The sequence below is a fragment of the Flavobacterium sp. 102 genome, from assembly GCF_003634615.1.
Lineage (GTDB): Bacteria > Bacteroidota > Bacteroidia > Flavobacteriales > Flavobacteriaceae > Flavobacterium.
Genome location: NZ_RBKX01000001.1, coordinates 3,453,097 through 3,475,068 on the forward strand (window position 1 = coordinate 3,453,097; position 21,972 = coordinate 3,475,068).

A 21,972-nucleotide genomic window follows, 5' to 3' on the forward strand; every position below is an offset into this window, starting at 1 on the left:
AGAACTTAAATGCAAACCCTTTGACAAACTTTAACTTGGCTTTTAAAACTTCCATGAACATATACTAGGTAACTTGTTGGGCATAATCATCGTTTATCTCATTCAATCGTATTAATGGTAAAAATTAGTTAACATAAAAAATATAACATAAAAAACTTTTACATTTACGGATGTTAAAATATAATAACATTTGTATTCGCATTAAGCTTAACACTATATATGAAAAAGCAAAAAATAAAAAAACCTATAAATGCATTTGATGTAATGAAAACGATAGGAATCATAATTGCTTGTTCAGTTTTGATTTTAGGGATTGTAGGAAGAGTTATGCATTATATTGCCAAACATTAAAATAAAAAAACTATTTTTACAATCATAAATAGCTGAATTAGAAAATCATTTTATTGTGATACAGCCAAAAAACAGAGTAAAGGCAAAAAAGATAAACAAACCTAAGCCTAAGCCAAAAAAGAAAATAACATTCGATTCTGTTTCACTGACTGCTATTTTAATAATAGGCTTTTCGTTTATACTTTTTGTAATAGTTGAAAAAGTTTGGCATTATTTTAAACATCATTTTAAGTAATTAGTACTCATTCAAATAAAAAAACTACTTTTGTAATCTTGAAAATTGTAAATTACATATTGTCCATTATTATTGTTATCCTTTCGTCGATGCCTTGTGCTGACATGGAAGTGGGTAATTCTGCGTGTTCAAGAGTGGAGTTTGCATCAAAACAAGACAATCATTCCCACAGTAATAAAAACGATCTATGTCCACCTTTTTGCGTTTGCAATTGTTGTGGAGCACAGATTTTGAACTTTTCACCGGGAATTAATGTAACCTTTCCCCAGCTGACCTCAATCATCCACATTCCATTACCAAGTTACATCTCTGAATTTACTTCCAATTTCTACGGAAGTATTTGGCAACCGCCTCAGATAATAGCATAATGAAGCCCGAGTAATTTCGGGTTAGAGAGTTGTGGGTTTACCACAACTGTATTTAAGGACATCTGTGTCCATTTTTCTCATTCATTAAACGTTAACGATGTTAGATAAAATCATTTATTTTAGTATCAATAATAAATTTATTATTGGTCTTTTTACCGTCATTCTTATTGCGGTCGGCAGTTATTCACTTTATACATTGCCTATTGACGCACTACCGGATATCACAAACAATCAGGTACAAATCATTACCAGTTCTCCTACCCTGGCGACCCAGGAAGTGGAACAATTTATTACTTATCCAATTGAGCAATCCGTTAAGCCAATACCACAAATAGTCGAACTTCGGTCAATAAGCCGTTTTGGACTTAGTGTCGTAACAGTAGTTTTCGAAGAAGGTGTCGATATCTATTGGGCAAGAGCACAGATTTCTGAACGAATAAAGGAAGCCGAAAACACAATTCCTAAAGGGGTTGGAACACCAGAAATGGCTCCTGTCAGCACAGGTCTTGGTGAAATTTATCAATATGTTGTTTTCCCCGAAAAAGGCTATGAAGACAAATACAACGCTACCGAACTACGCACAATCCAGGACTGGATTATCAAACCGCAGCTCATAGGAACTAAAGGTGTGGCCGAAGTAAATACTTTAGGCGGCAGCCTCAAACAATATGAAATTGCAGTGCAGCCTGATAAGCTCAAAAGCATGAATACAACCATCACTGAAATTTTTGAAGCGCTCGAAAATAACAATGAAAATACAGGTGGTGCCTATATTGATAAAAAACCCTATGCTTATTTTATTAGAGGTATTGGTATGGTCAATGGGATCGATGACATTAATAAAATTGTTGTAAAAACCCAGAATGGAATTCCAATATTAATCCGTGACGTGGCTACAGTACAAATAGGAAGTAGTATCCGCTATGGTGCGGTGACTAAGGATGGAAAGGGAGAAGAAGTCTCCGGAATGGTAATGATGCTTAAAGGTGAAAATAGTGGTGAAGTAGTAGCTGTTGTAAAGGAGAAGATGGAGCAAATAAAGAAATCACTGCCAAAAGGCGTGGCCATCGAAGCTTTTATGGACCGTACGGTTTTAGTAGATAAAGCGATAAGCACAGTTCAAACCAACCTCATTGAAGGGGCATTGATTGTTATTTTTATATTGGTACTGCTGCTCGGAAATTGGCGCGCTGGTTTAGTTGTAGCATCAGTAATTCCATTGGCACTACTCTTTGCTATTGCAATGATGAAGCTTTTTGGGGTCAGCGGAAACTTAATGAGTTTGGGAGCAATTGATTTCGGATTGATTGTAGATGGAGCCGTAATCATTGTCGAAGCCATTATCCATCGATTGCAAATAGGCAATAAAGGAAAACTTACGGTCAAGCAAATGAATGATGAAGTGTATCAGGCATCATCCAAAATCAGAAGCAGTGCAGCTTTTGGTGAAATCATAATATTGATTGTATATCTACCTATTTTGGCATTGGTTGGAATTGAAGGAAAAATGTTTGGTCCAATGGCACAAACAGTATCCTTTGCAATCCTTGGTGCATTTATCCTATCGCTTACTTACGTACCGATGATGTCGGCTCTTGCACTGAAAAAGGAAACGGGTCACAAAAAGAACTTAAGTGATAAAATCATAGATGCAATTTATAACTTTTACAATCCACTACTTGAAAAAGCATTAAAGATTAAAGGAATAATTGTAGGTGTAGCAATAACCCTTTTCGCCGTATCATTATGGATATTTAATTCCTTGGGAGGTGAATTTATCCCTACTCTCGACGAAGGTGATATTGCCACACATTTAATAATTGCTTCAGGGAGCTCATTGTCCCAGGAAATCGAATCGACAACAAAGGCAGAGCAAATCCTAAAAGCAAAATTTCCGGAAATCAAAATGATCGTAACCAAAATCGGATCTGCTGAAATTCCAACCGATCCAATGCCTGTAGAAGCTGGCGATATGATTATCCTACTGAAGGATAAAAGTGAATGGACATCAGCTCACACAAAAGAAGAATTGATGGAAAAGATGGAGCAAGCCCTTGAAGATATTCCGGGAGCATCTACCGAATTTTCACAGCCAATACAGATGCGTTTCAATGAATTGATGACTGGCGTCAGAAGTGATGTCGCAATTAAGATTTTCGGTGAAGACATCGACATGCTTGTGAGTAAGGGTGATGAGGTAATGCAACTTATTAAAGGGATTAAAGGTGTATCCGATGCAAAAGCGGAAAGGGTTGCAGGATTGCCGCAAATAACCATCCGCTACAATAAAGACAAACTCGCATTATACGGACTTAAAATTGGCGATCTTAACAAAGTAGTTCGTATGGGATTCGCTGGTGAAGCCGCAGGGGTTGTTTATGAAGGGGAAAAGAGGTTTGAAATTGTGGTCCGCCTTTCAAGTGAAAGTCGCGGAGACATATCAAATTTGAAGTCGTTATTCGTAACCTTGCCGTCAGGCAATCAAATTCCGCTGGAACAAATTGCCGAAGTCGCTTACGAAGATGGACCAATGCAAATTTCAAGAGAAGACGGTAAACGTCGAATCGTTGTTGGTTTCAATGTTCGTGGCGCTGATGTGAAGTCTATTGTTGAAGAAATACAGGCAAAGCTTGATGCTAAATTAAAACTTCCTGATGGATATTTTATAACATACGGAGGCCAATTTGAAAATCTCATTGATGCAACTAAGCGACTTTCAATAGCTGTTCCGATAGCTCTTGGATTGATTTTAGTGTTACTATATTTCACTTTTAATTCAATCAAACAATCATTGCTGATTTTTACGGCAATTCCACTATCTGCTATCGGTGGTATTTTTGCCTTATGGATACGGGGCATGCCGTTTAGTATATCGGCAGGAGTTGGGTTTATTGCTCTCTTTGGAGTAGCGGTACTCAACGGAATCGTATTAATAGGGTACTTTAATCAATTAAAAGCAGAAGGGATGGACAATGTTTACGACCGTATTAAGGAAGGAACAAAAGTTCGTTTGCGCCCTGTTATAATGACGGCAGCGGTGGCATCTTTAGGATTTTTACCAATGGCAATCAGTAGCAGTGCAGGTGCTGAAGTACAAAAACCATTGGCAACTGTTGTAATAGGCGGTTTGATTTCAGCAACATTGTTGACACTTATTCTATTACCTATCCTGTATCTGTATTTTGAAAAAGGGATTAAGCGTAAAAAAAGAAAAGTAATACCGCTTACTCCTATTTTAATAATTGGTTTTTCTTTGCTTTCCTTAAAAGGAATAGCACAAACAACTACGCAGAGCATCGATTTAAATCAGGCGCTTACCATGGGCTTGAAAAACAATCTGAATGTACAGTCATCTGAACTTGACGTAAGGGTGCAGTCGCAACTCAAAAAGTCAGCATTTGATATTCCAAAAACAGAATTTTCAGGAACATTTGGACAGATAAACTCACAGGCAAAGGATAAGAACTTGAGCGTTTCGCAAACTTTTAATCCTTTTCAGTTTGGTGCACGTAAAAAACTACTTACCGAAACCAGTAAAGCAAGTACTATCAGGCTTGGTGTAACAAAACAGGAAGTTACCTACAGCATCCGTCAGGCTTGGAATGCTATATTGTTTAATGAAAAGCAAAACAGGTTATTGGATCAGCAAAGCAAAATACTTCAAAAATTTGTGAAATCAGCCGATTTGAAGTTTCAGACCGGCGAATCAACTTCACTGGAAAAAAACATTGCCAACGCCAAGCTTCAGGAACTGCTGCAACGAATTAAGCAAAACCAGACACAGATTCGTGTTGAGAAAGCAAGGTTAAACAATTTTCTAAATCTAAATGAGGATTTTACAATTTCAGATACCCTGTTTGTACCTTATCCATTTGTAAGTGCTGATACTACGTTGATCAAACAGAATCCGTCAATTCAGCTTGCAGAATCACAGGTAGCCATTGCCAGGGCAAGTCGGAATCTTGAAAAGTCATCTTTGTTCCCTGATTTCACTGCCGGATACTTTATCCAGTCCATAACCGGAAATCAGGATGTAAACGGTCAAACAACCTATTACGACAATTCTCCTAGATTTAGTGGATTTTCTGTTGGCATCTCCCTGCCTATTTTTGGGGTTGGGTCAAGTATTGCAAAAACCCGTGCAGCCACTCTTAACATTGAGCGTGAACAAAAGAATGCCGGATATATACAATCTCAGGTCAAAAGCCAGTTCACACAGCTTACGGAACAATTGAAAACCTATCAGGAACTGATTGACTATTATCGTACTACTGCAGATCCAAATGCAAAAAAGATTATCCAAAATGCAACATTGGCATATCAAAATGGTGATATATCTTATGTTGAATATGTACAGGGCATTGAAACCGCATTGGACATTCAGCTTAATTACAGTGAAGCAATAAACAATTATAATCAGACAGTAATCGACATACAATTCTTAATAAACAAATAATACTATCAATGAAAAAATCAAATATTTTATATGCAATAATAGCCGGAGTAATAATAGTTGGGATTATACTTTATTTCTCACTGCGTCATACGGCTACCGACGGCCACGAACATGGTGCTGAAGAAGGCGTGAAAACCGAAGAAAAAGGACATGTGGAGGAAAAGGAAGAAGCAGGGCCTAATAAGGAAGTTGAACTAAACGAGGCACAATATAAATCGTCAGGCATTGAATTAGGAACATTTTCACAAAAAAACCTAAGTGCGGTTGTTAGTGCAAATGGTTATACTGAATTGCCTCCTCAAAATCAGGCAGATGTTTCTGTATATATGTCGGGAATTGTTAAATCCATTGCGGTTACCGAAGGACAGGCTGTTAGGAAAGGACAAGTCTTGGCAACAATTGAAAGCCCTGAATTCGCAAGGCTGCAGGAAGACTATTTGACTTCTAAAAGCAACCTTGAATTCCTGACCCTTGAATACGATAGACAAAAAACATTAAGCGAGCAGGAAGTTAATTCTAAAAAAGTCTTCCAAAAGACCAAAGCCGAATACCAAACGGAAAAAGCCCGTTTCAGCTCATTACAGCGTCAACTAAGCGTTTTGCATATAAGTCCAAATTCAACTCCTTCTGCCACAGTACCGGTTATTGCACCTATAGGCGGATTTGTAACCGAAATTAATATCAAAATTGGCAGTAACGTAGAAGCAGGAAAGCCTTTGTTGGGAATCGTTGACAACTCGAAGCTGCATGTTGATTTGCTCGTATACGAAAAGGATTTAAATAAAGTAAAGCCTGGGCAAAATGTGCGATTCATTCTTACTAACGAAGGCAATACTGAAGTTAACGGAAAAATTTTCAGTGTTGGGAAATCCTTTGAGAATGAAACAAAATCTGTAGCCGTACATGCCGACATATCAAATTACGCCCAAAAACTTATACCAGGTCAGTACGTAAATGCACTCATTGACATTGGAACAAGCAACGTTAGTGCGCTTCCTGTTGATGCCATTGTAAAAGCAGAAGGCCGCGAATTTATCTTTGTTTTAGAAGAAGGGCACAAAGAAGAAGGGCATAAGGAAGAAGAAGCTCATGACGAAAAAGAAGGTCACGCCCACGATGATGGCGACAAACATGAAGAATCTGGAAAATCATACCACTTCCAAAGGGTCGAAGTCAAAACAGGAACTTCACAACTCGGGTTTGTGCAGGTAACTTTATTACAGGAAATCGAGGCAGATGCAAAAATTGTCCTGAAAGGTGCCTACTATATCCAAAGTCATTTGCTTAAAAGCGAAGGCGGCGGAGGTCACGAGCATTGATAAACATAATTGTTTAATTACACTGTCATTTTTTTGGAATGACAGTGTAACATAAACTTTACAACCCATGTCACGAAAAAGAATTTTAAAATAAAATTCAATATACTTCACGCTTGGTTTTGTAGCAAACATTAGAATTAAACATTTTTTTGATAGCAATAGTTTCCAATTGGTTACACAACCTTATTCGGTATAGTTGGCGGTACCAAAGTTTTCATGAGAGATAATAATGGTACTGCAGCTATGCCCTATCCAAGATTATTGATTAATAAAATAGTTGAAAAATGGAAAAAAATATTCGGATAATTGCAATAGTTATCTCAACGCTACTGATAGGATCTTGTAATAATTCGAAAAAGGAAGCAGAAACAGATCACCAGCACGAAGGCCATCATCACAATGAAGATGTAGTTCATCCTCAAGTATTCGTTTGCCCGGTCAATTGCAATAATGGCAAAACTTTTTTATTCCCTGGTGAGTGTGACGTTTGTAAATTAGATTTAGTCGAACAAGAACATACAATAGGTGATGAACACGACAAACCAATCAAAAGAAAGATTAACTCTGAAAAAGAAAATAGCAAACAATCAAGCATTGACATCGAACAACTTTATTAATTTAAAAAAGGTCATGTCCATTTTACGGTTCAATTAAATAATAATATAATCAACAAAATATGAAAAATTTAAAAATTAGTTTCAAGGCATTCGTAGTAGTAACAATTATGCTGCTGGCAGCTAATGTATCGCATGCACAGGAAAAAAAATCAAATGGAAAAGCAGTAATAAAAACAATTTTAAACTGCGATCATTGTAAAGAATGCCCAACATGCGGTGGAAAGTTCAAAACCGAAATGTTAAAAATACCAGGCATTAAAATGTATGAACTGGATGATAAGGCAATGACGTTCACAGTATATTATAATCCAAAGAAGACAACTTTACAGGATATTAAGGTCAGCATCTCTAAATTGGGTTATGATGCCGATGAGGTAAAAGCCACACCCGAAGGAATTGCTTCATTGGATGGATGCTGTAAAATATAGCTACTATGGAAAATAGTAAATCCCATTGGGAAAATGTTTTTGCTACCAAAAAACCAAATGAAGTTAGCTGGACACAGAAATTTCCTAAAACAGCAATCAGTTATATAGAAAATCTAAAACTGTCAAAAACTGCCAACATTATTGATGTTGGTGGTGGCGACAGTAATTTAGTGGATATTCTGCTCATTAGAGGGTTTCAGAACATTTGGGTACTTGATATCTCTGAATTTGCTCTTGAAAGAGTAAAAAAGCGGTTAGGTAAACTGGCAGAAAAGGTAAATTGGATTGTTTCTGATATAATTGATTTTACTCCTGAAGTCAAATATGATTTTTGGCATGATAGGGCTTTATTCCATTTTTTAACAGAACAAGATCACATTAACAGTTACGTAGAAACTGTCAATAATGCTGTAGCGGATGATGGAAATTTTTTGCTTGGCACCTTTTCTGAAAATGGGCCGCTTAAATGCAGTGGTTTGGAAATAAAGCAATATTCAGAAAATACTATGGAACAAACATTTGCAGCTGGTTTCGGAGTAGTAAAATGTTTTACAGAGAATCATAAAACACCTTTTGATACGATACAGAACTTTCAGTTCTGCGGATTTAAAAAAAGATAAAAATGAAAAGTTTATGTAAAAGCCGGTTTTCATTACTGTATTCATTTATCATGACGTACGTTGTAATTTCTTTTCTCATAAGGGTTATTCTGTATTTTCTGTCCCTTAATAATTTCGATTTTTCAGTATTGTCACTTGTAAGGATTTTTGGTTTGGGGCTTTTCTTTGATATATCGGTAGCCTTGTTTTTTTCTACAATCTATTCCCTTTATCTGCTATTTCTTCCATCACGATTTATTGGGACATTTATAGATAAGACCATTACTTATTTTTTGGTAATACTACTTTTATTCATCATAGTATTCTCCTTTCTTGCAGAATTCCCATTTTGGCAGGAATTCAATACACGGTTCAATTTTATTGCTGTAGATTATCTAATTTATACCTACGAGGTTGTTGAAAATATTAACCAGTCGTATCCAATACCATTAATTATTTTATTTCTTTTTACTATAATCTTTATCACACTTTTTATATACAAAAAGAAAAAAATCTTAAGGTCAACATTTCAACAAAGACCAAAATTCAGGAAACGCTTTGTAAATGTTGTCCCCTTATTGGCAATTACAGTAACATTAGCCTTTGTGGCAAAAAATAAGCAGGCAGAATGGAGTATTAATAATTACGAAAACGAGCTAAGCAAGAATGGTGTATTTTCATTTTTTTCTGCAGTGAATTCCAATCAGTTAGATTATAATACCTTTTATCAGACAATTGCAAAAAGGCAGGCTTATAAAGTTTTAAAGAATGACTTGTTGCAAGGAAATCAATCTTTTGTCAATCAGGATTTCGACAACATTACGAGAACTGTATCTGGTAACGCAGAACAGCATCCAAATATTGTTTTAATAGCAATAGAGAGTCTTAGTGCCGATTTTTTGAAACGGTTTGGTAATCAGGAAAACTTAACTCCAAATTATGAAGCATTAGCACAAAACAGCATATTCTTTACAAATCTGTACGCTACCGGTACACGGACAGTCCGGGGTATGGAAGCGCTTACACTTTGCGTTCCGCCAACCCCTGGCAACAGCATCGTCAGAAGACCCGATAACGACAGCTTATTTTCAATTGCTACCATATTAAAACAGAAAAACTATGATTTGAGTTTCATCTATGGTGGCGATGGCTATTTTGACAATATGAATACTTTTTTCGGTGGTCAAGGTTTTAATATAGTTGATAGAAACAGAGGCAATCCACTGTCTGATGATATTAAAACCAAGCGATTTGAGATCAGTGACAACGAAGTTACTTTTGAGAATGCCTGGGGAATCTGTGATGAGGATAGCTATTCCCAATCCCTAAAATATGCAGATCGCCTTTCACAGAAAAATAAACCATTTTTTCAATTCATTATGACAACTTCCAATCACAAACCATATACGTTTCCAAATGGTAAAATTAATATGGCGCAAGGTACTAGGGAAAGTGCAATAAAATACACCGATTACGCTTTAGGAGAATACATTAGAAAAGCCCGGACAAAACCATGGTTTAAAAATACGGTCTTTGTTATTGTTGCCGATCATTGTGCAAGCAGTGCAGGTAGGTGGGAAATTAATATTGAAAATCATCATATTCCAGGCATGATCTATAATCTTAAGAATCAAAAAGGAGAGATTGGAAAAGTAGTTTCACAAATTGATATAATGCCTACGCTGTTTGGATATTTAAAATGGAACTACGAAACGGAACTTTATGGTAAAGACATCAATAGGATGGCACGTAATGAAGAAAGGGCGTTCTTAGGTAATTACAGGACGTTAGGAATGTTAAAGAGCAACTATTTTATCGAAATAAATGACAGAAAAAAAATAAATAATTACACATGGAATCACGATAAGAAATTGATGAAAAAAGTAAAAGTCAAGGATTTAGAAGTACTGGAAAAATTGACTATTTCGTATTATCAGATTGCCAGCGAACGCTTTAAAAATGGCAGCATGAAGCAAAGTGACTAAAGCCACACTTTATAAGCTCTAAAGGAAGTCAAAAAAAGAAAATTAAAAGTCAAAAAATAGTAATTATGCTGTTAAATAAGAAAATATCAATATTCACATTCTTAAAACAAATTAAATTTGACATTATTGCCATTTTGATTTATGCCATTGTTGTTGGTATTGCAGATCAGTATGGTTTTCTTTCAAAAATAGAAATACCAATTGCGGTAAGTGCTATTATAGGTACAGCATTATCATTACTGTTGGCTTTTAGGACTGCTCAGGCTTATGAAAGATGGTGGGAAGCAAGGATTATATGGGGCGCAATTGTAAATGATTCAAGAACATTAATTCGCCAGGTAAAACAGTTTGTGCCCAAAAAAGATGCTGATGTTGTCAAAGAATTTGCTTACCGGCAGATTGTTTGGTGCTATGCGCTGGGTGAAACATTGCGAAAATTGTCGTATTCAAAAAAAGTCTACGATTACGTGAAGGAACATAAAATACCAAAAAACAATGTGCCAAATAGTATAATGAACCAACATGGTGCGGCATTATCTAAACTGGATATAGGTGACTTTAAGCAAGTCCAGATTGATAGCACTTTAAGCCGCCTATGTGACGCGATGGGTAAATGCGAACGAATTAAAAATACGGTCTTTCCAAAATCATATAGCCTATTAGTCCACTTTTTGATTTATGTTTTTGCAACCTTGCTACCATTTGGCTTAAAGGATGAATATGTCTTGGTAGAAATTTTTTTAACCGCTTTGATCCCCATAATTTTTATAGCAATTGAAAGGACAGCAATCATATTACAGGACCCATTTGAAAACGTAACAACCGATATTCCAATGACAACGCTTGCTACTACTATAGAAATTAATATTAAGGAACTAATAGGTGATGATGATTTACCATTTCAGGAAAAGCCAAAGACTTTTTACATTATGTAATTAACGTTAAAAAATAGTGCGATTATGTTACAGCTTTTAGATTTTACCGGACAGAATATTATAGCTACGAAAGCAGATGACCTCTTAGGGTTGAAGGATTATGAAAAAATTCATCCATTTATTCATAATATCATAAACACTGGTAATAAAGTGAGGTGGTATTTTGAAATGGATGATGATTCCAATTCAGGTTCAACTGGCTTTTGGGAAGACGGCGTTATCGAAATAAATTATGGCAGTATGAAATTTACGCATTCTGATGACATTGAGGTTATTGCTATTGTGGGAGATAAAAAATGGGAAAAGTGCATGAAATCCATAATGAAGCCATTTAAAAATGCTAAAGTGGTTTATTTTGAAATGGCGGAAAAAGAAAAGGCTAAAGCATGGATTATCAATAATGAAAAATAAACTAACGAACATCTAAAAATTATGGATATAAATGGTGAATTAATGATTGTTTCCAAATTACTTGTCTCTTTTCTGTTAGGCGCCTTTATAGGTTTTGACAGGGAAAGGCACGGCAGGGATGCAGGGATCAGGACCTATGCAGCTGTATGCATTGGTGCTACGCTATTTACAGCAATTACATCTCACTTAGTTAACAATCCGGCTGACACTTCAAGAGTGATAGCCAATATTATTACTGGTGTTGGTTTTCTTGGAGCAGGTATTATTTATCGCAATTCCAGTGCAGGAACATCCCACGGATTAACAACGGCCGCCACTGTTTGGTGTACGTCAGCGGTTGGAGTTGCGGTTGGATTGGATATGTATATTATAGCAATAGTGGCAGCTTTGGCACTGTACTTTTTACTTTCACTACACCATCAAAAGTGGTATATAAAATGGAAACAAAAAATGGCGCACCATCACGACACGGAAAATGAAAACGACTAATAGCAAAGGGGAACTTTACATCAGGAAATATGGCTACAAACACTATATCGGCAGGAAATAAACACAATAAATCTTTAAAGATTGTATTTGTAATTACACTATCTTATTTCGTTGTTGAAGTAATAGTAGGATTCATTTCCAATAGTCTTGCATTGCTTTCAGATGCCGCACACATGCTTACAGATGTAGCGGGTCAGGCATTGGCACTTTTTGCCATTTGGATGGCTTCAAAACCCCGAAACAGCAAAAAGTCCTATGGCTATTTAAGGACCGAAATATTTTCAGCCTTGATAAATGCCATAGTGCTGATATTTATTTCGGGCTACATATTGTATGAAGCTTGGCTTAGATTTGAGAACCCACCGGCAGTAGCGGGTATCCCAATGCTTATCGTTTCTGTTTGTGGCCTACTAATCAATTTGATTTCCATGAAAGTCTTATCAGCAGGGTCAAAAGAAAGTATCAATATAAAAGGTGCTTTTTTAGAAGTGGTAAGCGATATGTTAAGCTCCATTGCCGTAATTATAGCAGGCATCATTATTCTGGCAACAGGCTGGTTGTTGATTGACCCAATCATAAGTGCATTAATAGGCCTGTTTATTTTGCCAAGAACGTTTGGTTTATTAAAGGAATCTGTAGACATCTTATTGGAAGGTGTTCCAAAAGATGTCAATTTTACTGCGGTAGAAAAATATTTAAAAGAAAAGCCCGGCGTAGAATCAGTGCATGATGTGCATGTTTGGTCGCTAACCTCCGGGGTAAATGCACTGAGCGGTCATATTATAATGAAACCGGAAACCACTATTTTAGAAATGAATGAAATAATTTTTGAAATCAAACAGGAATTAAATTCAAATTATAAAATAAATCACACCACATTAGAAGTTCATTTAGAACGCGAAGGATATATCCCGAATAATATCTAATTGTATCGTAAGTAATAATGGTATAAAAATTGCATATATGTATTGTAGTAGTAACATAAAAAATTTAAAAAATGAAAAACAGGCTCAATTGTTGGAAATGTGTATTGATGCTTTCAGGTTTAGCGGGAATGGCAATAAGTTTTTCAGCATAATATTTCGTAAATAAATCAAGTTTAGGTTGTAATTTAGTAAAACTATTTTACAACCTTTTTTTATGGTTTAATAAACTGTTGTTATGAAAATATTTTTTTATTTTTTGCTTGGATTGATTCTAGTTGCTTTAACCATCGATATCTATTCTTATTTTAATGAAGGCTTCTTTTGGACACCTATTTCTAAAATTGTAAATATTAGCACCCCTGTATTTTTATTTATATATCTGCTAATATGGTTCATTAAAGAAAAAAATGAAGCACCAAAACAATAAAACTGCATAAAAAAGAATGGCTGGGAATATATTCTGCATGCAGAATTTATTTGATAAGATTAGAACACGAAAAAAATAAAAATAGTGTATGTAGTAAAACTTTAAACGAAGACTTAAAAACATAATCAAAAACAAAAAATAATATGAAAAAGCAAGATATAGGTGATGAAAACAAAAGTAAAGTAAGTAAAGCTCCTAATCCAAAAACTGATCAGCCCAAAGAAGTCCATTCAGAAAACGACGACCATGACCACGATCAAATAGGCGAAGAAGATTCCGATTGGAAAAGCCATTGGCAGCTACTGCTCGCTATCGCAATCCTGTTTGTTATGCTGACTTTGGAATTTGGTTTTGCCTACGTCCCCGAATTCCCTATCAACCTAATCATATTTAGTGTCGCATATCTGCTTGCGGGATACAACGTACTCTATATGGCGTGGAGAAAAGCAATCCGTTTTGATTTCTTCAATGAATTCTTCCTGATGAGCGTAGCAACTATCGGAGCATTCGCCATTGGATCATACAGCGAAGGCGTTGCAGTAATGGCGTTCTATTCCATTGGCGAATGGTTTCAGGATGCCGCGGTTAACAGGGCAAAACGAAGTATTAAGGCGTTACTTGATATTAGACCAGATGAAGTAACGGTTATCAGAAACGGAAAAGCAGAAGTCATTAACCCGAAGGATGTTGGACTCGACGAAATCATAAGGGTTAAGCCTGGTGAAAAAGTGGCTTTGGATGGCGAACTCATTTCAGAAAAAGCATCTTTCAACACTGCTGCACTAACAGGAGAAAGCAAACCGGACAGCAAAGCAAAAGGCGATACTGTATATGCCGGTATGATTAACCTGAACACGGTGGCCGAAATAAAAGTAACTTCATTGTTTACGGACAGCAAACTAAGTAAAATCCTCGAAATGGTTCAGGATGCTACGGCTCGTAAATCGCAGACACAGTTATTCATCAGCCGTTTCGCAAAAATATATACGCCTATTGTATTTGCTTTGGCAGTAGCAGTTTGCCTTATTCCCTATTTTTTTGTTGAAAATTACAGTTTCAGCGAATGGTTTTATCGTGCTTTGGTATTCCTCGTAATTAGCTGTCCTTGTGCATTGGTAGTCTCTATTCCATTAGGATATTTTGGCGGCATCGGATTGGCTTCACGAAACGGAATCCTCTTTAAAGGTTCTAATTTCCTTGACGTTATGACCGCTATTAATGCTGTTGTTATGGACAAGACCGGTACCCTCACAGAAGGTGTTTTTAAAGTACAGGAGATAGTTACCAAAGATATAGAGGAACCCTATCTCGTTAAATTGGCTGCTGCCATTGAGAGCCAGTCAACACATCCAATTGGAATAGCTATTGTGCAACATGCAGGAACAGAAAAGGGCAAAGCATTAAGCATTGCAGAAGTTGAAGAGATTTCAGGGCATGGCTTGAAAGGCAAGATTGACGGCAAGGAAGTATTAGCAGGAAATACCAAGCTTATGAAGAAATTCAAGATTGAGTACCCTGCTGAAATTGACAGCATTGTTTACACTATTGTTGTAGTTGCGGTAGATAAAAAGTACAAAGGACATATTACTATTGCTGATAAAATCAAAGAAGACGCAGCACAGGCAATTAAGGAATTACATGCACTTAATATAAAAACTGTTATGCTTTCAGGCGATAAGCAGGCAGTTGTTGACGAAGTAGCCAAAAAATTAGGGATTGACAACGCCTATGGTGATTTGTTGCCTGAAGATAAAGTAAAAAAAGTGCAAGATTTGAAAAATGAAGGGAAACACATTGCTTTTGTTGGAGATGGTGTAAACGATGCACCGGTAGTCGCATTGGCAGATGCAGGAATTGCAATGGGAGGTTTAGGAAGCGATGCCACTATAGAAACCGCCGATATTGTGATCCAAAACGACCAGCCGTCAAAAATTGTAACCGCAATCAAAATAGGAAAACTTACCAAACAAATTGTATGGCAAAATATCATCCTCGCAATGACTGTGAAATTAATAGTTTTAGGCCTGGGTGCTGGTGGTATAGCAACGCTTTGGGAAGCAGTTATAGCCGATGTTGGCGTAGCCTTATTGGCTATCCTTAATGCAGTTAGAATACAGCGAATGAAATTGTAATAATTCAGACTATTTAAAAAGTAAGGTTATTTCAGCATTTAGGTTAATGGGAAAAATAAAATCTAAAAAAATTGTTACCAGAAATGGAAAGATTATTATCAAGAGGTCTAAGAAAAAAGAAAAATTTCTGCTATACTTGGTAGTTGGATTCATAATTTTCTTAATATCTTTTACTATTGTATTCATTTTAGCGGTTGTTGATATAATATAACCAATCATATAACTTGAGAGGATTTTGCAATAATTGTACTTGCCTTAGATATATAATACTTGGTCAATGATAATTTTTAATTCAGTTAGGATACATCGAATGAAATTTGTAGAAAAATACAAATCAAAAGATATGTAAATAACATTTATAGCATTTCAATTTAATATATTATGATAATTTTATCTCCAGCAGAACAGGAATACCTTAGGCAAATTTATCTTTTCTGTAAAAGAGAGGAAAAAATAAGCACCAACAGTTTGGCACTGCTGGTAAATACCAAACCCGCATCGGTAACCGATATGCTACAAAAACTGGCTAAAAAAGGACTGATTATTTACATCAAATATTATGGATGTAGCCTATCCATGTCTGGAAAAATGGAAGCATTGAATATTGTCAGGAAAAGGGTATTGTGGGAAATATTGCTTGTCCGGAAATTGGGATTAGATAAGCAGGAAGCAGGCGCAATTGCTGCACAAATGCAAAGTATTAGTTCACAGGAGCTGATTGATAAACTTTCCATCTTTTTAGACTACCCAAGACATGACATACGAGGAGAAATCTTACTATGATGTCGTTATTTATCATGATATCGTTCGGTATTTAATAAATTAAATTTGCATTATGAAAAATAAATCGCACATACAACCTGGATTGTAAGGACCAGCGGATATCAAAAACTAATATTGTCACTTTCGCTGTCCGTTGTGGTTTATCTGTTATTATTGGTAAGTCAACTCCAAATACCTACAAAAATATTCATAGCGTGGGATGTTTTCACAATGTCATTGATTGTCCTGAGTTGGAGGCTGTTTGTAACTACAAATGCAATATCCTATGTTAGATTAACAATTTACTAGCTATTAAAGTAGTCTAAACGCCTCAATATGTTCATTGTTTAGGAATATTTAACAGACATATATCCTCATAAAACCAAGACAATTAGTGATAAAACCAACAATTGCAGCGAGTTTTTCAGCCTTTCGCTGTTTTAATCAACAACAACTTTTTTGGTCAATGATTGATTATTGGCTGAGAGTTTTAAGAAATAAAATCCTTGGGGAATATTCTCGACTGTAAAAGTATGGTTTTCCATATGTGGATTTGCAATCTGCTGAATTATCTGTCCATTAATATTGATCAATTCAATCTCGTCAAGCATTGTTGCGCTTTCAATTATTACTCTGCCGTTAAGAGAAGGATTCGGATATAATGACACATCAGTAAAGGCGTCAAAAGCCGTAGTAGCTAAAGCTGATCCCCAAACTGTAGTTACATAAGAATTATCATCTATGTATGGATTTCTGTTTCCTTGGCGCGCATAAATGGCATTGTTCCTTGCAACTTCGCTAGGACTTACAGGATCCATCTGGTTCCAAGTCAAAAGGATATTTTTAAAAGTGTCGGTAAAAACCTGCGTAGAAGTCCCGTTAAACATCGCATATGGAACGCCCCATGTTGTAACTACATTCTGATAACGGGTAGCAAAATAAAAATACATCCTGGCAATGTCGCCCTTAAATTCGTCAATTGGCTCAAAGACGATACCACTGTATCCTGCAGCATACCCAGTATTTGACGCCTGTCCCAATTTAGAGCCATTTTGAGAAATAATAGTGGCAATCCCAACTTTCCCATGCGGATAATTACTTCTTTCTCCATTTACTTTCCCATCAGTTGGCGTAATAAAATGTGCGTCACTTTTCATTGGGGTCGCTTCATTAAATATAGACTGCGGGATAATATGCTCACGGTTATAACAATCACCTTCAGCACTATAATTTCCGCATTGATTGTTTCCCGGCGTAAAATTATAGGGGTCGGTTCCTGCAGGATTTTCGGAATACATATCCAGCACTGTGCCGTCATTTTCATAATAATAATCAAGATCAGAAGTCTGATAGGTTGTATAAAGGCCATCATACCCATTATCAGTATGGTTTTTAATAATATTGTAAAGTTGGGTTTTAAGCGTGTATCCTGTGCCTGTTGCTGAATCATAATATCCTGCCGGTGCTTGCGCTAAAGTGATTATTGCAAAAAGCAAAAAAGTAAACGTGTAGAATTTTTTCATTATTTTCTTAATTAGTAAAAACTTCCAAAACCATGTTCAGTGTGGCATTTCGAAGCAAAGGCAAAAATACAATTATTATCAACATATTAAGATATTACGGATGTTTTAACACTTGTTATATAAGCGTTGGGGGCAACTGGCATAGATATAAGGGAGGGCAGAGTGTGCGTGGTTTTACCTTCAGCGATTAAAAACAAATAGACATTTAGATTGACAACTTATACCTTAATTTTGCAATTAAAAAAATACCAAAACCAACCAAATATCGTATGAGACTCATTGATTAAATTGACAGATTTGGAACTGCAAGGCCTTTTAAAACCGTCGTCTTCTCCCCATGTTGCTTCCCGCTATTTGATAATTTCCTTCATAAGGATGACTGCACTCCTTTTTTAGGATTGATAAGCTTTAGATTTCAGTTCCTTGATATCTTTGCTCATTTGAAAAATAACATCTTCTATTTTTGCGGTAAAATGTGCTCGCATTTACTGTCATCCCTACCGATGTGCGGGACATATTCCCAAAGCTCCATACTCATTTCCCTGGCATGGCAAGTGTAATAGTACTTGCTCCAACCGCATGGTGGGGGTTGTACGGACTTTCAAAAAAATAATTCAAAATTATTTGCCACTCCTTCCCACCGCTCCTAAAAAAATTACTGGCACAGTTTTTAGAAAAAACACGTACACTGCGTGACTTGCGCCAGTAATTTTTTCTCCCAAGCTTCTTTACATAATGTAGCATTATAGTGCTGCGCAGCTATAATAACATTATGTAAAAAAGCCGCGCACCCCAAAAGCGGTAAGTATTTGCATTGCTTTTGTAAGTGCTGCAAGTGGCTTAGTAATGTAGCTTTTGCCTATTGATAAAGCCACTTGCAGCACCCACAAAACCAAAAAGCCAGCAAGAGTATCATTTTTCATTTGCTCAGTAGCATCAAATAAATTGCTTTCACAAATAGCCAATGCCTATCTGTCTTTAAGCACATACTTATGCATACTGAACACTACAAACTGAACACTGTTTTAAAGGCATCGGCTATTCATAAAAGCAATCAGAAACATCCCAATTAGCAAATAAAAAATTATACCCTTGCCCGCGCTACTGCCACGTCGCACTCGGTAGTAGCATTTGTTGTTTTTTGAAGATGCTTCCCATTTTCAGTACAACTATTCAAGCTATAGAAATTCGATCTGCAAAATCGCCTTTTGGCATCCTCAAAAAATCAACCCTAAGAAAGAGTATAAAGTTCCTGCGTCCGATAAAAAGCTTCTCTGTAAGTTGGTTTGGTAATTTTATCAGCCGCAGGAACTTTATACCCTTTCCAAAGACAATCCCGATTATTTAGCAAAATAAAAAAGAGATAAAAAAGACTGCAAAGCTAAGTTCCGGGTATTCAAAAAAGCAAGTTCAAGCCCTGCGGGTTTCAGATAAAATCTCCACCCATAACTTCCCATTACTACTTTTCCTTTGGTTTCACATTTCTCTTTTCAATCGTGTCTGGGGTAGTATTTTATCTGAAAAACTTGCTTTTTTGAAACCCTCCACTTCAACAGACGGCTTTCTTTTTTCTCTTTTTTTCTTTTGAAAAATTTTTGTGTGCGAAGCGTAGCGAAGCACGTCCACTTTAAACCGAAGTCATGAAGAATTACATTATTAAAACCCACAAAAAAGGCACGCTTTACGCCAAACCGCATATGTTCATTTTGAATAAAGGTCTGAATAGCGGTAAACCTAACAAGGAACCATTCACTAACAGCTTTGTTGTCATTTTCGAAAATGAACAGGATTGTGAAAACATCTATTGGATAACCTTCAGCCTTTGGCAATCCAAATTTTGGCATCGAAACTTGGTAGGGTCAGTAATTCCATTCTTAAGAATCACAGATTTTATCACAGAATTTTCGCGTAAAGCTGATGAAATGCTCAGTGATTTTGAAGAACATCAAAAAAATGTAAAGGCATTGCAACTACTAGAAGCAAAGGCAACTCAATTTAATCAAAACCTCAATTTAATTAATGATATGCGAAGAATCATTCTACATCGCTATTGCAAATAAGTAACCTTAAAAACAAAATTATGACACTATTTATCCTCTACCAAACCGACAATTGGAAAATGAAATCATCAAGAGTTTTTTTTGGTGTTTTCGATTGCCGAAAAAAAGCTTTGGACTGTGCAAAATATCACAATTTGAATGCACACAATTCAAAAATAGTAATTGAAGAAGTTACTCTAAACCAATGTTCAGAACACTAACCAAATAGTATATGCCATGGAAGAAACGACAGACCCATTTAAAGAAGCAATTGTAAACCATTTGCAAGAATTAGCAAATAACGATGCCTTGTTTGCCATAACATTTAGCAAGCCGTACAAAAATATTGATGACTGTGCTACATACATTCTCAACGAAGTAAAGAAAAGCCAAAGACAAGGCTTCGATGACGATGAAATTTTCAATATGGCAATCCACTATTATGATGAAGAAACAGTCGAAATCGGTAAGCCAATAAAAGCCAAAGTAGTAGTAAATCGCTCAATAGCTGCTGCTCGCACAAACGATTTTCCAAAATCAACAACCAAAAACGGTGATGCTAATCAAACTTCATTATTCAAACTGTAACGCTATGATACCAAAAACGGCACTCGAAATTAAAATAGTTGAGTTGAGTAAGAACTTACCTCAAGTTACACAACAGCAAAATGAATTAGCATTTGCAAAATGCTTTGCGAACTACGCCGTTCAGTCAAGAAAAAGTATTTTCTGTCTTGAATGCGGTTATGATTGGAAAACTAATGACACAAAGAAATTGAAAAAAGTTATATGCGAAAGATGCGCTAAAAGCTTGGTAGTAACTGATAAATATAGCAATGGATTAAAGGAAACAGATTATTACCAAATAATTACATCAGCTGATAATTTCCAGATTGTCAGAATGATTTGTATGACAAAAACAATGAGAAAGAATTGTAATAGCTCTTATTTTGCGCATGAAGTAATGCAGTTATTCATTGATGAATTCGGAAAAACCCGAACGATATCAAAAAATGTAATGGGTATGTCGCAATACTATGACCAATGGATAGTTTATAGTGAGCTATCACTCAAATCTAAAAGTGAGAACAGGCGATTTTATCTTAGTCCAAGTTATGTAATGCCAAACAAAAAAGTGCTTCCAATAATAAAGCGAAACGGCTTTAAAGGTAAATTCTATCGTATTGCACCTCAAATTCTTTTTAAAGCGATTCTATCCGATAGTATCGCTGAAACCTTGCTAAAAGCCAATCAACAAGATATGCTATATTATCATATTAGAAATACAAGTTTAAAACCGACAGGAACTTATTGGAATGCAATAAAAATCTGCATCAGAAACAACTACCAAATTAAAGATGCAAAACTATGGATTGATTACATCGATTTGCTTGAACATTTTATGAAAGATATTAGAAGTCCAAAATATGTTTGTCCATTAGATTTAAAAAAGGCACACGATAAATTGATGGCTAAAAAGGTAAAAGAAATTTGGAAAAATACTGTTGAGGAGAACAAAAAGCAAATTGACAAAAACCAAAGACATTACTTCAAAGCTAAAAAGCAATTCCTCGGATTAGTGTTTACTGAAAAAAACATTTCAATAAATGTAATTGAAACCATAAAGGAATTTTTGGAAGAGGGCTGTATTCACAATCATTGTGTGTTTACTAATGAATACTACAAAAAGCAAAATTCACTTATTCTTTCAGCAAAAGTAAATGGCGTTCATACTGAAACAATCCAAGTTTCTCTTGAAAATCTTGAGATTCTTCAATCGCGGGGCAAAGGCAATAAGGCAACTAAGTATAACAAAGAGATTATTAAGCTAGTCAACAAAAATCTTCCTCAAATAAGGGCAAGGATGAAAACAGCTTGCTAACAAAAAAAGCCAGGTCTTTCGACTTGGCTTTCTTTTGTTTAACCCAAAGGTCAAACTACTTTTTGTGCTTCTTTATAATACTTTTAAG

The 21,972-nt window shown here is 35.9% G+C and carries 20 protein-coding genes; 18 read left to right on the forward strand and 2 right to left on the reverse strand.

What is annotated here, in order from left to right; all coding sequences use genetic code 11:
* Positions 1 to 219: 219 nt before the first annotated feature.
* The 14 genes from C8C84_RS17265 to C8C84_RS15350 all read left to right on the forward strand — a co-directional run bounded on the left by C8C84_RS17265 (position 220) and on the right by C8C84_RS15350 (position 16,461).
* Positions 220 to 351, forward strand: coding sequence for a hypothetical protein (locus tag C8C84_RS17265; protein WP_255415824.1), 132 nt, complete (start codon positions 220 to 222; stop codon positions 349 to 351).
* Between the two features lie 273 nt (positions 352 to 624).
* Complete coding sequence (locus C8C84_RS15280; RefSeq protein ID WP_233549841.1) at positions 625 to 954, forward strand: DUF6660 family protein; 330 nt, start codon at positions 625 to 627, stop codon at positions 952 to 954.
* Positions 955 to 1,051: 97 nt separating this feature from the next.
* A complete protein-coding gene (locus tag C8C84_RS15285) occupies positions 1,052 to 5,410 on the forward strand; it encodes a CusA/CzcA family heavy metal efflux RND transporter (RefSeq protein WP_121314468.1) in 4,359 nt (1,452 codons plus the stop codon).
* Between the two features lie 8 nt (positions 5,411 to 5,418).
* Entirely contained in the window at positions 5,419 to 6,729 is a 1,311-nt protein-coding gene (locus tag C8C84_RS15290) for an efflux RND transporter periplasmic adaptor subunit (protein WP_121314469.1), read from the forward strand.
* A 284-nt stretch (positions 6,730 to 7,013) separates the two neighbouring features.
* Entirely contained in the window at positions 7,014 to 7,346 is a 333-nt protein-coding gene (locus C8C84_RS15295; protein WP_121314470.1) for a hypothetical protein, read from the forward strand.
* Positions 7,347 to 7,405: 59 nt separating this feature from the next.
* On the forward strand, positions 7,406 to 7,774 hold the full coding sequence (locus tag C8C84_RS15300) for a heavy-metal-associated domain-containing protein (protein WP_121314471.1): 369 nt from the start codon (positions 7,406 to 7,408) through the stop codon (positions 7,772 to 7,774).
* A 5-nt stretch (positions 7,775 to 7,779) separates the two neighbouring features.
* Positions 7,780 to 8,394, forward strand: a complete 615-nt coding sequence (locus C8C84_RS15305; RefSeq protein ID WP_121314472.1) for a trans-aconitate 2-methyltransferase — start codon at positions 7,780 to 7,782, stop codon at positions 8,392 to 8,394.
* Positions 8,395 to 8,951: 557 nt separating this feature from the next.
* Positions 8,952 to 10,358: an LTA synthase family protein gene (locus C8C84_RS15310; RefSeq protein WP_233549842.1), complete on the forward strand. Its 1,407-nt coding sequence runs from the start codon at positions 8,952 to 8,954 to the stop codon at positions 10,356 to 10,358.
* 65 nt (positions 10,359 to 10,423) lie between these two features.
* Positions 10,424 to 11,293: a bestrophin family protein gene (locus tag C8C84_RS15315; RefSeq protein ID WP_121314474.1), complete on the forward strand. Its 870-nt coding sequence runs from the start codon at positions 10,424 to 10,426 to the stop codon at positions 11,291 to 11,293.
* Between the two features lie 24 nt (positions 11,294 to 11,317).
* Positions 11,318 to 11,704, forward strand: coding sequence for an STAS/SEC14 domain-containing protein (locus C8C84_RS15320; protein WP_121314475.1), 387 nt, complete (start codon positions 11,318 to 11,320; stop codon positions 11,702 to 11,704).
* A gap of 21 nt (positions 11,705 to 11,725) precedes the next feature.
* The gene (locus C8C84_RS15325; protein ID WP_121314476.1) at positions 11,726 to 12,193 is read left to right on the forward strand and encodes an MgtC/SapB family protein; all 468 of its coding nucleotides are present in this window, start codon (positions 11,726 to 11,728) and stop codon (positions 12,191 to 12,193) included.
* 29 nt (positions 12,194 to 12,222) lie between these two features.
* Positions 12,223 to 13,119, forward strand: coding sequence for a cation diffusion facilitator family transporter (locus C8C84_RS15330; RefSeq protein ID WP_121314477.1), 897 nt, complete (start codon positions 12,223 to 12,225; stop codon positions 13,117 to 13,119).
* A 570-nt stretch (positions 13,120 to 13,689) separates the two neighbouring features.
* Positions 13,690 to 15,678, forward strand: coding sequence for a heavy metal translocating P-type ATPase (locus tag C8C84_RS15340; protein ID WP_121314479.1), 1,989 nt, complete (start codon positions 13,690 to 13,692; stop codon positions 15,676 to 15,678).
* 381 nt (positions 15,679 to 16,059) lie between these two features.
* The gene (locus C8C84_RS15350) at positions 16,060 to 16,461 is read left to right on the forward strand and encodes a metal-dependent transcriptional regulator (RefSeq protein WP_121314481.1); all 402 of its coding nucleotides are present in this window, start codon (positions 16,060 to 16,062) and stop codon (positions 16,459 to 16,461) included.
* 419 nt (positions 16,462 to 16,880) lie between these two features.
* Here the strand turns inward: C8C84_RS15350 and C8C84_RS15355 are convergent, their stop codons facing one another.
* Positions 16,881 to 17,963 (reverse strand): endonuclease, encoded by a 1,083-nt coding sequence (locus C8C84_RS15355; protein ID WP_121314482.1) that lies wholly within the window; start codon positions 17,961 to 17,963, stop codon positions 16,881 to 16,883.
* A 770-nt stretch (positions 17,964 to 18,733) separates the two neighbouring features.
* A complete protein-coding gene (locus C8C84_RS17025) occupies positions 18,734 to 18,928 on the reverse strand; it encodes a hypothetical protein (protein WP_147406877.1) in 195 nt (64 codons plus the stop codon).
* 675 nt (positions 18,929 to 19,603) lie between these two features.
* On the opposite strand from C8C84_RS17025, the gene C8C84_RS15365 reads away from it, so the two are divergent.
* From C8C84_RS15365 to C8C84_RS15380, 4 genes are read left to right on the forward strand one after another with little or no spacing between them, the layout of a single operon-like run.
* Entirely contained in the window at positions 19,604 to 20,023 is a 420-nt protein-coding gene (locus C8C84_RS15365) for a hypothetical protein (protein ID WP_121314484.1), read from the forward strand.
* Between the two features lie 20 nt (positions 20,024 to 20,043).
* Positions 20,044 to 20,223 carry a hypothetical protein gene (locus tag C8C84_RS15370; RefSeq protein ID WP_121314485.1) on the forward strand — a complete coding sequence of 60 codons (180 nt, stop codon included), beginning with the start codon at positions 20,044 to 20,046 and terminating at the stop codon, positions 20,221 to 20,223.
* 16 nt (positions 20,224 to 20,239) lie between these two features.
* The gene (locus C8C84_RS15375; protein ID WP_121314486.1) at positions 20,240 to 20,590 is read left to right on the forward strand and encodes a Cas9 inhibitor AcrIIA9 family protein; all 351 of its coding nucleotides are present in this window, start codon (positions 20,240 to 20,242) and stop codon (positions 20,588 to 20,590) included.
* A gap of 4 nt (positions 20,591 to 20,594) precedes the next feature.
* On the forward strand, positions 20,595 to 21,884 hold the full coding sequence (locus C8C84_RS15380; RefSeq protein ID WP_158592583.1) for a PcfJ domain-containing protein: 1,290 nt from the start codon (positions 20,595 to 20,597) through the stop codon (positions 21,882 to 21,884).
* Positions 21,885 to 21,972 lie beyond the last annotated feature (88 nt).

What these genes read in the sequence shown, in the direction of transcription:
- C8C84_RS17265 (WP_255415824.1), top strand. Translation starts at nt 220, where the DNA reads ATGAAAAAGCAAAAAATAAAAAAACCTATAAATGCATTTGATGTAATG.
- C8C84_RS15285 (WP_121314468.1), top strand. Translation starts at nt 1,052, where the DNA reads ATGTTAGATAAAATCATTTATTTTAGTATCAATAATAAATTTATTATT.
- C8C84_RS15290 (WP_121314469.1), top strand. Translation starts at nt 5,419, where the DNA reads ATGAAAAAATCAAATATTTTATATGCAATAATAGCCGGAGTAATAATA.
- C8C84_RS15295 (WP_121314470.1), top strand. Translation starts at nt 7,014, where the DNA reads ATGGAAAAAAATATTCGGATAATTGCAATAGTTATCTCAACGCTACTG.
- C8C84_RS15300 (WP_121314471.1), top strand. Translation starts at nt 7,406, where the DNA reads ATGAAAAATTTAAAAATTAGTTTCAAGGCATTCGTAGTAGTAACAATT.
- C8C84_RS15305 (WP_121314472.1), top strand. Translation starts at nt 7,780, where the DNA reads ATGGAAAATAGTAAATCCCATTGGGAAAATGTTTTTGCTACCAAAAAA.
- C8C84_RS15315 (WP_121314474.1), top strand. Translation starts at nt 10,424, where the DNA reads ATGCTGTTAAATAAGAAAATATCAATATTCACATTCTTAAAACAAATT.
- C8C84_RS15320 (WP_121314475.1), top strand. Translation starts at nt 11,318, where the DNA reads ATGTTACAGCTTTTAGATTTTACCGGACAGAATATTATAGCTACGAAA.
- C8C84_RS15325 (WP_121314476.1), top strand. Translation starts at nt 11,726, where the DNA reads ATGGATATAAATGGTGAATTAATGATTGTTTCCAAATTACTTGTCTCT.
- C8C84_RS15330 (WP_121314477.1), top strand. Translation starts at nt 12,223, where the DNA reads ATGGCTACAAACACTATATCGGCAGGAAATAAACACAATAAATCTTTA.
- C8C84_RS15340 (WP_121314479.1), top strand. Translation starts at nt 13,690, where the DNA reads ATGAAAAAGCAAGATATAGGTGATGAAAACAAAAGTAAAGTAAGTAAA.
- C8C84_RS15350 (WP_121314481.1), top strand. Translation starts at nt 16,060, where the DNA reads ATGATAATTTTATCTCCAGCAGAACAGGAATACCTTAGGCAAATTTAT.
- C8C84_RS15355 (WP_121314482.1), bottom strand. Translation starts at nt 17,963, where the DNA reads ATGAAAAAATTCTACACGTTTACTTTTTTGCTTTTTGCAATAATCACT.
- C8C84_RS15365 (WP_121314484.1), top strand. Translation starts at nt 19,604, where the DNA reads ATGAAGAATTACATTATTAAAACCCACAAAAAAGGCACGCTTTACGCC.
- C8C84_RS15370 (WP_121314485.1), top strand. Translation starts at nt 20,044, where the DNA reads ATGACACTATTTATCCTCTACCAAACCGACAATTGGAAAATGAAATCA.
- C8C84_RS15375 (WP_121314486.1), top strand. Translation starts at nt 20,240, where the DNA reads ATGGAAGAAACGACAGACCCATTTAAAGAAGCAATTGTAAACCATTTG.
- C8C84_RS15380 (WP_158592583.1), top strand. Translation starts at nt 20,595, where the DNA reads ATGATACCAAAAACGGCACTCGAAATTAAAATAGTTGAGTTGAGTAAG.